Source organism: Hydrogenophaga sp. (genome assembly GCF_036675665.1).
In the GTDB taxonomy this organism is placed as follows: Bacteria; Pseudomonadota; Gammaproteobacteria; order Burkholderiales; family Burkholderiaceae_C; genus Hydrogenophaga.
Genome location: NZ_JAKFEO010000010.1, coordinates 70,687 through 83,607, shown reverse-complemented (window position 1 = coordinate 83,607; position 12,921 = coordinate 70,687). Strand labels below are relative to the sequence as shown.

Below are 12,921 nucleotides of genomic sequence, written 5' to 3'. Positions count from 1 at the left end.
TTTGGCCCATAACCCGCCGCTTAGAATCGACCGCATGTCCTATGTCGTTCTGGCCCGCAAATACCGCCCGCGCAATTTCACCGAAATGGTAGGCCAGGGCCATGTGGTTCAGGCGCTTTCCAACGCGCTGACCACCCAGCGGCTGCACCACGCCTACCTGTTCACCGGCACGCGCGGCGTGGGCAAGACCACGGTCTCGCGCATCCTGGCCAAGTCGCTCAACTGCCTGGGCACCGACGGGCAGGGCGGCATCACCGCCGAACCCTGCGGCGTGTGCCAGGCCTGCACCGACATCGACAGTGGCCGTTTCGTGGATTACACCGAGCTCGATGCCGCTTCCAACCGGGGCGTGGACGAGGTGCAGGCCCTGCTGGAGCAGGCGGTCTACAAGCCGGTGCAGGGCCGCTTCAAGGTTTTCATGATCGACGAGGTTCACATGCTGACCAACACGGCGTTCAACGCCATGTTGAAGACGCTGGAAGAGCCGCCCGAGTACCTCAAGTTCGTGCTGGCCACGACCGACCCGCAGAAAGTGCCGGTCACGGTGTTGTCGCGCTGTCTGCAGTTCAACCTGCGACCCATGGCGCCCGAGACGGTGCAGGAGCACCTGATGCAGGTGCTGCAGGCCGAGCAGGTGCCCGCCGAAACCCAGGCCTTGCGCCTCATCTCGCGGGCCGCACGCGGCTCCATGCGCGACGCGCTGTCTCTCACCGACCAGGCAATTGCATTCGGCGGTGGTCAGTTGCAGGAGGCCACGGTGCGCCAGATGTTGGGCGCGGTGGACCGTTCGTATGTGCTGCGCCTGATCGACGCGCTGGCGCGGGCCGACGGCGCCACGGTGGTGGACACCATCGATGCGTTGCGCCTCAACGGACTGAACGCCGCCACCACGCTGGAAGACATGACCGGCGTGCTGCAGCGCATGGCGGTGCTCCAGGCGGTGCCGGGCCGCGCGCCGGCCGATGGCCTGGAAGACCCGGACGACATCGAAATCGAGCGCCTGGCCGGCAGCTTGCCCGCTGATGAGACCCAGTTGCTTTACAGCCTGTGCCTGCATGGCCGGGCCGAGCTCGGCCTGGCGCCCGACGAATACGCCGGTTTGACCATGGTGCTGCTGAGGCTGCTGGCCTTCAAGCCTGCGAATGCGGCGGTGGCCGCAGCGGAAAAAAAAACTCTGAAACCCGCTGAGGCCGCCCCACCGCCGGTGGTGGCCTCAGCGCCGGTGAGTGCTCCGGTGGTGCGTGTGGTGCCCGCCGCATCCCCTGTTGTGGTGCCGGTTGCCGCCCCCGTCGCGGCGCCTGCCCCCCAGCCCGTGGTGGTGCAGTCGCCACCGGTTCCTGCACCCGCCCGTCAAGCCGCAGCCTCGCCGGAGATGGACGATGCACCCTGGCCCGAAGACGACGGTCCTCCCTGGGAGGAGAACCCCGAGACCGCGCCCACTCCGAGCCGCACGGTGGCCATTCCCGTGCGCGATGCGGGTGAACCCGGCCGCGCGGACCAGCCCCAGGTCCGTGCCCCCGCAACGCCTTCGGGCCTCGCGCCCATCGCGTCCACCGAAGAGGGCGATTTCTGGTTCGACGCCATCATGCAACTGGTGCGCAATGAAACGATTTCGGCGCTGGTGCGTGAGTTGGGCCTGCAGTCACAACTGGTGGCGCGTGACACCGACCGCTGGGTGTTGCGGGTGGAGCGCGAGTCGCTCAACCAGGGCAACAGCCGCGAGCGCCTGTCCACTGCCTTGCAAACCATTGGCCACCAGGTGCGCCTGGTGGTGGAGATCGGCACCGTGATCGACTCACCTTCCCGGCGCCTGGCGCTGGAGGCCGAGCGGCTGCAGCGCCAGGCTGAAGCGCAGATCATGGGTGATCCGTTTGTGCAGACCATGATGCGCGACTTTGGCGGCAGAATCGTGCCTGGCACGCTCAAGGCCACACGGGCCTGAGCCTCTCATTCATTCCTACAAAGAAAGACACAGCATGTTCAACAAAGGACAACTCGCCGGCCTCATGAAGCAGGCTCAGGCCATGCAGGACAACCTGAAGAAGGCACAGGACGAACTGGCCTTCGTCGAAGTCACGGGCGAGTCCGGTGCCGGACTGGTCAAGGTGCTCATGACCTGCAAGCACGATGTCAAACGCATCACCATCGACCCCAGCCTGCTGACCGACGACAAGGACATGCTCGAGGACCTGGTGGCTGCAGCGTTCAATGCCGCCGTGCGCAAGGCCGAAGAAACCTCCGCCGAGAAGATGGGCAAGATCACCGCCGGCATGCCGGGTCTGCCTGGTGGCATGAAGTTTCCTTTCTGACGGCCGCTGCCCCAGCGCATGGCCGAAACCCATTCCCTTGAACATCTGGTTCAGGCCCTGCGCCGCCTGCCGGGCGTGGGCGTCAAATCGGCCCAGCGCATGGCGTTTCATTTGCTGCAGCACGACCGCGAGGGCGCCTTGCATCTGGCCCGTGCGCTGGAGCACGCGGCCGCTTCCGTGCAGCACTGCGCGTTGTGCCACACCTTCACCGAAGAAGCCATCTGCCATACCTGCCTGGACCCGCGGCGCGACCGCAGCCAGCTGTGTGTGGTGGAGACACCCGCCGACCAGGCCGCGATGGAGCGCACGGGCGCCTACAAGGGCCTGTTCTTCGTGCTGATGGGCAAGCTCAGCCCGCTGGACGGGGTGGGGCCGCACGACATCGGCTTGCAGAAGCTGTTCGACCGCATCGACGCGCCGGCCCAGACGCCGACCGGTGTGTCCGAGGTGCGTGAGGTGATCCTGGCGACCAACTTCACCGCCGAGGGCGAAACCACCGCACACGTGATCGCCCAGGCGCTCAAGGGGCGCGGCGTGCAGGTCACTCGGCTGGCCCGAGGCGTGCCGGTGGGCAGTGAGCTGGAATACGTGGACCTGGGCACCATTGCCCATGCGCTGGTGGACCGGCGCTGAGCGCATCGCTTTTATTTTCCTGAAAGAACCATCCCATGAAACTGGCGGGATTGACCGTGGCCTATTGGTGCGTGCTCGTGGCGTCGGTGTTGCCGATCCTGTGCGCGGGTCTGGCCAAGTGGGGCATGTTGGCCATACCCAGACGCCAGGGCGGTTTCGACAACCACCACCCGCGTCAATGGCTCGCGAAGCAGACCGATTGGCGCGCCCGTGCCAACGCCTCGCAGGCCAACAGCTTTGAAGCGCTGCCGTTTTTCATGGGCGCGGTGATCATCGCCCACCAGCTTGGCGCCTCGCAGCTGCGGCTGGACGTGCTGGCCTTCCTCTACATCGTGCTGCGCCTGCTCTACATCATGATGTACGTGGCCGACCTGGCCACCGTGCGAAGTCTGGTGTGGGGGCTGGCCTTCCTGGTGAACGTCGCGATCCTGTTCGCCTGAGCACGCTGCCACGCTGGTGGCGGTGCGGTTACATCAGCTTGCAAAAAATACCCTGAAAACGCTCGGTACAAACCCGCTCGGGAATGGTCCCGATGCGGGCGGGCAGTGGGCCCCCTAATCTCTGTGTATTCATAAAGCAATACAGAGAGGACATGGGGGCATGCTCAAGCGCAGAGATTGGGGTCGAGCGGTGGCCGCAGCGGCATTGGCTGCGGGCATGCCGGAGCTGCGCGCGCAATTGATCGTGCCGCCCGCCACACCCCTGCCACGCAATGCCCCCAAGCTGGTGATCGCGGTGGACAACCGCACCGACTTCTCCTGCCTGCCCCTGACCATTGCCGACCGGCTGGGTTACTTTGCCAGCGAAGGTGTGGATGTGGAGGTGCGGGACTTCGCGGAAGCGTCTCAAGCCATGCAGGCCTTGCTCTCGGGCGCGGTCCACGCGCTGTCGGCGCCTTACAGCAGCACCATCGCCTGGCAGGTGCGCGGCCAATCCTTGCAGTCGTTCGTGCTGCAGGGGCGCACGCCCCAGATCGTGGTGGGTGTGTCGACCAAGACGTTCGCGCACTACCGCCAGCTGTCCGATCTCCGGGGCAAGCGGGTGGGGGTGCAAGCCATCGGGTCTTCCGCGCACCGTGTTGCCCGTGCCGTGTTCAGCCGCGGCGGTTTGCGCTCGGGTGACGTGCAGTTCGTGGCCATTCCGAATGCCTGGGCGGCGATCTCGGCCTTTCGCAACGGCGCGCTGGATGCCATCAGCTACACCGACCCCACGGTGACGCAACTGGAGCAGGCGGGAGAGCTGAAGGTGGTGGCCGACACGCGCAGCGTGCGCGGCAACGCCGATGTGTTTGGCGGGCCGATGCCCTCGGCCTGTCTGTGTGCCACCAGCGCATTCCTCACCCAGTTTCCGCGCGCCAGCCAGTCCATGGCGGACGCGATGGTGCATGCGCTCAAGTGGCTGCAGACCGCGGGGCCATCCGACATCATCAAGGTGGTGCCGGAGCGCTACTTTCAGGGTGACCGTTCGCTCTACCTCGCGGCGTTCAACCGGGCGCGTGAGTCCTGGTCGCCCGACGGCCTGATGCCCAACGAGGGGCCGGAGATCGCGGCGCGCCTGGTGGCCCAGTTCGACGAGCCCGGGTCGATGGACCGCTTCGATCTGCCGAACACCTTCACCAACGTGTTCGCCCGCAAGGCCAAGGCCCGTTTCAGGGCCTGAGGCGCACGGGATCAGGGCTTCTTGTCGGTCTTGGCGGTGGAAGCCAGGCGCGTCTTGGCGCTGCTCGATGCAACCGATCTGGTGGTCTTTTTCTTGACCACCACTCTGGCTTTTGCCTTGGTGGGCTGGCCCGCGCTCTTGGCCACCTTGCGGGTACCGCTGGCGACAGCCTTCTTTGCGGGCGTGCCGCCGGAGGCCGCCAGCGAGATCCGCTTGGGCAGCATCAGCTTGACTCGCTGACCGGGCTTGAGGGCGGCATTGACCGCCAGGTTGTTCCAGCCGGCCACGCTGACCGCGCTCACGCCGTAGCGCTGCGCCAGACGTGCCAGGGTGTCACCCTTGCGTGCCTTGACCACCGAACGCCGCAAGACCACGTCCGGCTGCAGGTTGAGCTGGCCGTTGTCGGCCACGTGCAGGGGCACGTCGCTGTTGCGTTGCCCGGTGCGCGGCACCAGCAGACTGGAGCCGGCGCGCAAGCTCATGCGCGGCGGAATGTTGTTGACCTCGCGCAGATCGGATTCGCTCATGCCCACGCGCGAGGCGGCCTGCGCCACCGTCATGGTGGTGGGCACAACCCAGGCGGTCCAGCTGGCCAACGGCCCGTCGTGGCTTTGCAGCCTGGTCTGAAAGATCACCGCGTTGTCCCAGGGCAGCAAGATGTTGGGCGTGCCGGCGGCCATCACCACCGGTTGCTTGAGCGAGGGGTTGAGTGCGCGGAAGTCGGCCTCGCTCACCTCGGCCAGGCGCGCGATCACGGCCACATCGATGTCCCGGTCAAGCGTGACGGTGTCGAAGAACGGGTGGTTGCCGATCAGGGGCAGGGTGGTGTTGAACGCCTGCGGCTGGGCCATGATGTTTTTCACCGCTTGCAGCTTGGGCACGTAGGTGCGCGTCTCCAGCGGCATGTTGATGTCGGTGTAGCCGGTGGGCAGGCCCAGGCGCTGGTTCTTGGTGATGGCGCGGTTCACGTTGCCCTGGCCCCAGTTGTAGGCGGCCAGCGCCAGGTGCCAGTCGCCGAAACGGCCGTGGAGCTGCTGGAGGTAGTCCAGCGCGGCGCGGGTGGAGGCCAGCACGTCGCGGCGGTCATCGCGAAAGACGTTTTGCTTGAGGTCGAACGACTGCCCGGTGGCCGGCATGAACTGCCACATGCCGGCGGCGCGCGCACTGGACACCGCCTGCGGGTTGAACGCACTCTCAATGAACGGCAGCAGCGCCAGTTCCATCGGCATGTTGCGGCGTTCGATCTCTTCGACGATGTGAAACAGGTAGCGGCTGGAGCGCTCGGTCATGCGCTGGATGTAGTCGGGCCTCGTGGCGTACCAGCGTTCCTGATCGCGCACCAGATCGTTGTCCAGATCGGTCATGGCAAAACCGCGGCGGATGCGCTCCCACAGGTCCGCCGGTGCGGCCAGCAGGGTCACGGGTGGCACGCTGGTGCTGGCCACGCCGATGTCGCTCAGAGGAATGTCGCCCGGCAAGCGGTACGAGGGAAGGCGCGGCGGCGCGGCGCTCGCGCGGTTGCTGAACGGATCGACGGCCGACGGCGCTGGCGTGCTGTTGCCATTGCCGTTGTCGACCGTGGCACAGCCTGAAAGAAAGAGACCCGCTGCCAGGGCGGCAGTGCTCCACCAGCGGCGGTTGCGAGAGGGGAAAGCAGGGGGCGATGGCAAGGCGAAGGCGTGCGTCATTTGAAATTGTTTTTCCAGGTCCGTAGCGTGGCGAAGACCGACACGGCGTCGGCGGTGGTGGCCGGCTCGTGGGCTTGGGCCGCTCGCACCACGGCCGCCTCTGCGGTGCGCAGGAACGGGTTGATGCTGTTTTCGACTCCGATGGAGCTGGGCAGCGTGGGAAAGTTCTGGGCGCGTTGTTGCTGGCATTTCGCAACGTAAGCGGCGAGGGCGCCATTGTCGGGCTCGATGGCCTGGGCGAACTTCAGGTTGGACAGCGTGTACTCGTGGGTGCAGCACACGCGTGTATCGGCGGGCAGGGCCGCCAGCCGGGTGAGGGAGTCGAGCATCTGCGCGGGCGTGCCTTCAAACAGACGGCCGCAGCCGCCCGAGAACAGCGTGTCGCCACAGAAGAGCAGCGGTGAGCCCTTGGCCTGGGCGGCGTAATAGGCAATGTGGCCGGCCGTGTGACCTGGCACGTCGATCACCTCGAAGCGCAGGCCGAGCACATCCACGTGTTCACCGGCGCTCACGCGCTGCAGGGGTTCGGGCATGGGCTCAAAGGCCGGGCCGATCACGTGTGCGCCGGTGGCCTCGCGCAGCGCGGCCACGCCACCGGTGTGGTCGGCGTGGTGGTGGGTGATCAGGATGGTGTCGAGCGTCAGGCTGTGTTGCTCCAGCCAGGCCAGCACGCCATCGGACTCGCCGGGGTCGACCACCAGCGCGCGCTGACCATCGTGGAGGATCCAGATGTAGTTGTCACTGAAGGCTGGCAGGGGGAACAGTTCCATGGGTCGGGGCGTGTGTCGATGGGGCGGGGACGTGTAGAGTCCGAGGGGGCTTTCGCGGTGGTTTGCAGTGTCGCAGACTTCGGCTGTTTCATCGCCCCTCTGACGCCACCCATGACCGAAAACTTGACAGGGTTGACCGAATGGTTTCAAACCCCGCCCGGCCAGTATTTGCTGGGCTGGGAGCAGACGCAATTCGACCTGGCGGTGGCCGACCTTTTTGGCTACAACGCCATGCAGCTGGGGCTGCCCGAACTGCAGACCTTGCAGGCCAACCGCATGCCGCACCGCTGGCTGGCCCTGCCGGAGGAACTGCAGTCCCAATTGGCACAAGATGCACGAACGGGTGACTCGAACGGGCAGCCGCAGCGCATGCGGGTGGCGCTGGTCACCGACGCGGCGGCCCTGCCGTTTCCCGCGGCCAGCCTCGATCTTGTCGTGTTGCCGCACACGCTGGAGCTCAGCGCCGATCCGCACCAGGTGCTGCGCGAGGTGGAGCGCGTGCTGGTGCCCGAGGGTCGGGTGGTGATCTCCGGCTTCAACCCGGGCAGCCTGTGGGGCTTGCGCCAGGGACGGGCCCGGCTGAGCGGGCGCGTGGGCGTGCTGGGAAGGCCCGATCTGTTTCTGCCGGATGCGGGTGAATTCATCGGTCCCTGGCGCCTGCGCGACTGGCTGCGTCTGCTGAGCTTTGAAGTAGAGTCGGACCGCTTCGGCTGCTACCGCCCGGCGATGAAAACCGACAAATGGTTGCAGCGCACCGCCTGGATGGACCGGGCAGGTGCACGCTGGTGGCCCATCTTTGGCGCGGTGTATTTCGTGGTGGCGGTCAAGCGCGTGCGCGGCATGCGTCTGCTGGGGCCGGCCTGGAAGCCCCGGCGCGTTGCGACGCCCGCGCCCGTGCCGGTGGCCAACCGGCGCTGAGTCGTCGTGTGCGGCCATCCACTTCCATTTCTTCAGGAGTTTGACGTTTGAACCATGTGGTGATCTACACCGACGGTGCCTGCAAAGGCAATCCGGGGCCTGGCGGTTGGGGCGTGTATCTGCGCTCGGAAGGGTTCGAGAAGGAGTTGTGGGGCGGCGAGCGCGACACCACCAACAACCGCATGGAGCTGACCGCGGTGATCGAGGCGCTGGCCGCGCTCAAGCGCCCCTGCCGCGTGTCGCTCTATCTCGACAGCGAATACGTGCGCAAGGGCATCACCGAATGGATCCACGGCTGGAAGCGCAAGGGCTGGATCACCGCAGCCAGGCAGCCGGTGAAAAACGCCGAACTCTGGCAGCGGCTGGACGCCCTGGTACATGGCGGCATCCACCAGATCGAATGGCATTGGGTGAAAGGCCATGCGGGCGATCCGGGTAACGAGCGGGCCGACGCGTTGGCCAACCGCGGTGTCCCGGGTTGATGAGCCTCTCAATGCCTCTGGGGTGTTGGGAACTTCACGCCTGCGCGGTGCTCAGCACTGCTACATTGCAAAGATCGTGAGCATGCCATCGATGCACGGCTGAGCTGAGCGCAGCGGCCCGACACCCTCTTTTGAAATTCCACTGAGAAACCATGGCCCAGAAAGTGATCTATGTGCTGGTGGCGGTTGCGGGCATCGCCGCGGCCTCCGGTGCAGCCTGGTGGCTGCAGAACAAGCCCTCCGCGGCGGTGGCTGCCCCGGGTACGGGCGGGGCAGCGGCCGCCACACCGGCGAGTGGTGGTGGCATAGGTACGGCGCCCGGGGTGGAAGTGGCCAAAGTCAAGGCCGTGCGCCTGCGGGACGACGCCCAGGCGGTGGGCACGCTGCGTTCGCGCCAAAGCGTCACGCTCAAGCCCGAGGTCAGTGGCCGGGTGGTCCGCATCGCGTTTGCCGACGGTGCGCAGGTCAAGGCGGGTCAGTTGCTGGTGCAACTGGACGACACCTTGCAGCGCGCCGAACTGAGTCAGGCGCAAGCGCAGCAGTCGATCGCCCGTGCCAACCTCAAGCGCAACCAGGAACTGGTGGCGCAGAATTTCGTGGCCACCCGCGTGGTGGAAGAAAGCCAGGCCAATCTGCAGGTGGCTGAAGCCCAGGTGGCCCTGGCCACGGCGCGCATGCAGCGCATGCGCATCACGGCCCCCTTCAACGGCACCGTGGGCCTGCGCAGCATCAACCTGGGCCAGTACGTGGGCGATGGCGACGACCTGGTGAATCTGGAGGACACCTCGTTGCTGACCGTGGATTTCCGCTTGCCCGAGCGCTACCAGAGCCGCATTGCCGCCGGCCAGTCGGTGCAGGTGCAACTCGACGCCCTGCCGGGCAAGACCTTCGAAGCCCAGGTGCTGGCGGTCGATCCACTCCTGGACGCCAATGGGCGATCCATCTCGGTGCGCGCGGTGATGCCCAGAACGGCGGGCGCCGATCTGCGTCCGGGCATGTTCGCACGCGTGCTCATCGTGTTTTCGGTGAACGACGCGGCCCTGGTGGTGCCCGAGGAAGCCTTGGTGCCCCAGGGCGGCAAGCAGTTTGTCTTCCTGCTCGATGAGCAGGGACAGGGCGACGCAAAGAAGTTGCTGTCGCGCCGGGTCGAGGTCGAACCGGGCGTGCGGCGCGGGTCCGTCGTTCAGATCGTCAAGGGCGTGGCTTCGGGTGACACGGTGGTGGTGGCTGGACAGCAGCGCCTGCAGCGTGACGGCACTGCCGTGCGGGTGGTGAACATGGTGTCAACCACCAACGGCGCTGCGCAGGCGCGCCAGCCCGTCACGCCCTGACGCCGCCGACCGACGGGAATCCCCATGCAACTGCCTGAAATTGCCATCCGGCGCCCGGTGTTCGCCACCGTGCTGTCGTTGCTCATTCTGCTGATCGGCTTCGTGTCGTTCACGGGGCTGACGGTGCGCGAGTATCCGCGCATCGACGAACCTACCGTCACCGTCACGACGCGCTTCGGCGGCGCTTCCAGCGAGGTCATCGAGTCCCAGGTCACCAAGGTGCTGGAGGACTCGCTTGCCGGCATCGAGGGCGTGGACATCATCACCTCCATCAGCCGCCAGGAGCAGAGCCAGATCACCGTGCGCTTCAAGCTGGAGCGCGACCCCGACTCCGCCGCTGCCGACGTGCGCGACAAGGTCAGCCGCGTGCGCCAGCGCCTGCCCGATGACGTTGACGAGCCCACCATCGCCAAGGTCGAGGCCGACGCCTCGCCGGTCATCTGGCTGGCGCTCAATTCCGACACCATCACGTCGCTGGAGCTCAGCGATCTGGCCAATCGGCTCATCAAACCCCGGCTGCAGACCGCGCCTGGAGCGGCTGATGTGCGTGTCTGGGGCGAGCGGCGCTTTTCCATGCGCATCTGGATCGACCCCGACCGTCTCGCCGCCTACGGCCTGACCGTGCAGGACGTGGAGGACGCGCTGCGCCGCTCCAACCTGGAAGTGCCCGCCGGCCGCATCGAGAGTTCGCTGCGCGAGTTCAACGTGACTGCCGCCACCGACGTGCAGACGCCGGAGCAGTTCCGAGCCATCGGCATCCGCACCGTCAGCGGTCAGACCATCCGCATCGACGATGTGGCGCGCGTGGAGCAGGCACCGCAAGACGAGCGCACCTCGGTGCGCTACAACGGACGCGACGCCATCTCACTGGGTGTGATCCGCCAGGCGACGGCCAATCCGCTGGAGCTCTCGGCTGCGGTGCAGGAGATGCTGCCGCGCATCATCGAGGAACTGCCCGAGGGCGTCAGCATCGAGGTGGCCAACGACAACTCGATCTTCATCGACCGCTCGATCAAGGCCGTGTACACCACCATCGCCGAGGCGGCGGTGCTGGTGGCACTGGTGATCTTCGTCTTCCTTCGCACACTGCGCGCGTCGGTCATTCCGTTGATCACCATTCCCGTCAGCCTGATCGGCTCGTTCGCGCTGATGGCGTTGTTCGGTTTCTCCATCAACACCCTCACGCTGCTGGCCCTGGTGCTGGCCATCGGCCTGGTGGTGGACGACGCGATTGTGATGCTGGAGAACATCTACCGGCACATCGAAGAGGGCATGAAGCCCTTTGAGGCCGCCATCCAGGGCGCACGGGAGATCGGCTTCGCCATCGTCGCGATGACACTGACTCTGGCGGCGGTGTATGCACCGCTGGCCTTCACACCGGGACGCACCGGGCGTCTGTTCGCCGAATTCGCGCTGGCGCTGGCGGGTGCCGTGGTGGTCTCTGGCTTTGTGGCGCTCACGCTCTCGCCCATGATGTGCTCCAAGCTGCTGCGGCATACAGAGAAGCCCAGTCGATTCGATCGGTTCATGGAACGCGTTCTCACGGGCGTGAACACGGCTTACGACCGCGCCCTGGGCCGCTCATTGAACGTGCGCTGGCTGGTGGTGGCGGTGATGGTGTCCAGTGCCGCCGGCAGCTGGTGGCTGCTGCAGACCACGCGCTCGGAGCTCGCACCCATGGAAGACCGTGGCGTCGTGCTGGCCAACATCAACGGACCCGACGGCGCAACGCTGGCCTACACGCGTCGCTACGCCGAGGCGATCGAGAAAATGGCGACGCAGCAGTCGGAGTTCGATCGCATCTTCACCATCGTGGGGAACCCTTCGGTGGCGCAGGCGAGCGTGGTGATGCGCGGCAAGGCCTGGGAGGATCGCGACCGCACCACGATGGAAATCGCGCGCGCCATGGCCCCGGGCATGGCGGCGCTGCCGGGCGTCAGCGCCTTCCCCATCACGCCTCCCTCGCTCGGCCAGGGTTTTCGCGAGCGACCGATCAACTTCGTGATCGTCACCAGCGACACCTATGAAAACCTGTCGGCCAACGTGCGCAAGTTCCAGGACCGGCTGGCGCAGAACCCTGGTTTCGTGCAGGTCGACACCGACCTGCGCCTGAACAAACCCGAGATTCGCATGGACGTGGATCGCGAACGCGCGGCCGACATGGGCGTTGGCGTGGACACCATTGCGCGCACGGTCGAGACCATGCTGGGCGGGCGTGTGGTCACGCGCTACAAGCGCGACGGTGAGCAGTACGACGTGGTGGTGCAGACCGTCTCTGCCAACCGCAGCACACCCGAGGACATCGACCGCCTGTTCGTGCGCGGGCGCGGTGACGCGATGATCCCGCTGGGCTCTCTGGTGACCACCCGCGAGGTGGTGGTGCCGCGTGAGCTCAACCACTTCGGGCAGCGGCGCAGCGCGTCGATCACGGCCAACATCAGCCCCACCTATTCGCTGGGTGAGGCGTTGGAGTTCATGGAGCAGACCGCGTCTGAAATTCTGCCCGCGGGCTATGCCACCGACCTCAACGGACAGAGCCGCGAGTTCCGAAATTCGTCGGGCTCGCTGGCCATCGTGTTCGTGCTCTCGCTGTTGTTCATCTACCTGGTGCTCGCTGCCCAATTCGAGAGCTTCGTCGATCCACTGATCATCTTGCTCAGTGTGCCGCTGTCCATGCTCGGCGCGCTGCTCGCACTCAAACTGTCCGGAGGCACGCTCAATGTGTTCAGCCAGATCGGTCTCATCACGCTGGTGGGCCTGATCACCAAACACGGCATCCTGATCGTGGAGTTCGCCAACCAGTTGCGCGAGCAGGGGGTGGAAAAACTTGAAGCTGTGAAACGTTCGGCGGCACTGCGTTTGCGCCCGATCCTCATGACCACAGGCGCCATGGTGCTGGGCGCCATTCCGCTGGCGCTGGCCAGTGGCGCCGGCGCCGAGAGCCGCCAACAGATCGGCTGGGTGATCGTGGGTGGCATGAGCGTGGGCACCCTGCTCACCATTTTTGTCGTGCCGACCATGTATTCGTTGTTGTCGCGTGCGAAGTCACACAAGCCTCCTGTGCCTGTGGATGGGCATGCAGAGGCTGTTCCTGCCAAGTAGGGTTTTGCTGGAATTGCCTTTTTTGCCTG

At 66.0% G+C, this 12,921-nt stretch carries 11 protein-coding genes; 9 read left to right on the top strand and 2 right to left on the bottom strand.

What is annotated here, in order from left to right; all coding sequences use genetic code 11:
- Positions 1-34 precede the first annotated feature (34 nt).
- The 5 genes from dnaX (at position 35) to V6M63_RS06540 (ending at position 4,601) form a co-directional block, all read left to right on the top strand.
- Positions 35-1,942 (top strand): DNA polymerase III subunit gamma/tau, encoded by a 1,908-nt coding sequence (gene dnaX, locus V6M63_RS06560; RefSeq protein WP_332740675.1) that lies wholly within the window; start codon positions 35-37, stop codon positions 1,940-1,942.
- Positions 1,943-1,976: 34 nt separating this feature from the next.
- Positions 1,977-2,309: a YbaB/EbfC family nucleoid-associated protein gene (locus V6M63_RS06555; RefSeq protein ID WP_056274724.1), complete on the top strand. Its 333-nt coding sequence runs from the start codon at positions 1,977-1,979 to the stop codon at positions 2,307-2,309.
- 18 nt (positions 2,310-2,327) lie between these two features.
- Entirely contained in the window at positions 2,328-2,942 is a 615-nt protein-coding gene (recR, locus tag V6M63_RS06550; protein ID WP_056274722.1) for a recombination mediator RecR, read from the top strand.
- 35 nt (positions 2,943-2,977) lie between these two features.
- Positions 2,978-3,382 carry an MAPEG family protein gene (locus V6M63_RS06545; RefSeq protein ID WP_332740671.1) on the top strand — a complete coding sequence of 135 codons (405 nt, stop codon included), beginning with the start codon at positions 2,978-2,980 and terminating at the stop codon, positions 3,380-3,382.
- Positions 3,383-3,542: 160 nt separating this feature from the next.
- The gene (locus tag V6M63_RS06540) at positions 3,543-4,601 is read left to right on the top strand and encodes an ABC transporter substrate-binding protein (RefSeq protein ID WP_332740670.1); all 1,059 of its coding nucleotides are present in this window, start codon (positions 3,543-3,545) and stop codon (positions 4,599-4,601) included.
- 11 nt (positions 4,602-4,612) lie between these two features.
- On the opposite strand, the gene V6M63_RS06535 is transcribed toward V6M63_RS06540, so the two are convergent.
- The gene (locus V6M63_RS06535) at positions 4,613-6,289 is read right to left on the bottom strand and encodes a transglycosylase SLT domain-containing protein (protein WP_332740668.1); all 1,677 of its coding nucleotides are present in this window, start codon (positions 6,287-6,289) and stop codon (positions 4,613-4,615) included.
- Positions 6,286-7,059, bottom strand: coding sequence for a hydroxyacylglutathione hydrolase (gene gloB, locus V6M63_RS06530; RefSeq protein WP_332740666.1), 774 nt, complete (start codon positions 7,057-7,059; stop codon positions 6,286-6,288). The genes V6M63_RS06535 and gloB overlap by 4 nt, the downstream gene beginning before the upstream one ends.
- Positions 7,060-7,170: 111 nt before the next feature.
- Between gloB and V6M63_RS06525 the strand changes: the two genes are divergently transcribed.
- The 4 genes from V6M63_RS06525 to V6M63_RS06510 all read left to right on the top strand — a co-directional run bounded on the left by V6M63_RS06525 (position 7,171) and on the right by V6M63_RS06510 (position 12,892).
- Positions 7,171-7,977: a class I SAM-dependent methyltransferase gene (locus V6M63_RS06525; protein ID WP_332740664.1), complete on the top strand. Its 807-nt coding sequence runs from the start codon at positions 7,171-7,173 to the stop codon at positions 7,975-7,977.
- A gap of 47 nt (positions 7,978-8,024) precedes the next feature.
- Positions 8,025-8,459, top strand: coding sequence for a ribonuclease HI (gene rnhA, locus V6M63_RS06520; protein ID WP_332740662.1), 435 nt, complete (start codon positions 8,025-8,027; stop codon positions 8,457-8,459).
- Positions 8,460-8,611: 152 nt separating this feature from the next.
- Positions 8,612-9,790 carry an efflux RND transporter periplasmic adaptor subunit gene (locus tag V6M63_RS06515; RefSeq protein ID WP_332740660.1) on the top strand — a complete coding sequence of 393 codons (1,179 nt, stop codon included), beginning with the start codon at positions 8,612-8,614 and terminating at the stop codon, positions 9,788-9,790.
- Positions 9,791-9,814: 24 nt separating this feature from the next.
- Positions 9,815-12,892 carry an efflux RND transporter permease subunit gene (locus V6M63_RS06510; protein WP_332740658.1) on the top strand — a complete coding sequence of 1,026 codons (3,078 nt, stop codon included), beginning with the start codon at positions 9,815-9,817 and terminating at the stop codon, positions 12,890-12,892.
- Positions 12,893-12,921 lie beyond the last annotated feature (29 nt).

Excerpts from the sequence above, each read along its gene's own strand:
- dnaX (WP_332740675.1), top strand. The coding sequence starts at position 35 with ATGTCCTATGTCGTTCTGGCCCGCAAATACCGCCCGCGCAATTTCACC.
- V6M63_RS06555 (WP_056274724.1), top strand. The coding sequence starts at position 1,977 with ATGTTCAACAAAGGACAACTCGCCGGCCTCATGAAGCAGGCTCAGGCC.
- recR (WP_056274722.1), top strand. The coding sequence starts at position 2,328 with ATGGCCGAAACCCATTCCCTTGAACATCTGGTTCAGGCCCTGCGCCGC.
- V6M63_RS06545 (WP_332740671.1), top strand. The coding sequence starts at position 2,978 with ATGAAACTGGCGGGATTGACCGTGGCCTATTGGTGCGTGCTCGTGGCG.
- V6M63_RS06540 (WP_332740670.1), top strand. The coding sequence starts at position 3,543 with ATGCTCAAGCGCAGAGATTGGGGTCGAGCGGTGGCCGCAGCGGCATTG.
- V6M63_RS06535 (WP_332740668.1), bottom strand. The coding sequence starts at position 6,289 with ATGACGCACGCCTTCGCCTTGCCATCGCCCCCTGCTTTCCCCTCTCGC.
- gloB (WP_332740666.1), bottom strand. The coding sequence starts at position 7,059 with ATGGAACTGTTCCCCCTGCCAGCCTTCAGTGACAACTACATCTGGATC.
- V6M63_RS06525 (WP_332740664.1), top strand. The coding sequence starts at position 7,171 with ATGACCGAAAACTTGACAGGGTTGACCGAATGGTTTCAAACCCCGCCC.
- V6M63_RS06515 (WP_332740660.1), top strand. The coding sequence starts at position 8,612 with ATGGCCCAGAAAGTGATCTATGTGCTGGTGGCGGTTGCGGGCATCGCC.
- V6M63_RS06510 (WP_332740658.1), top strand. The coding sequence starts at position 9,815 with ATGCAACTGCCTGAAATTGCCATCCGGCGCCCGGTGTTCGCCACCGTG.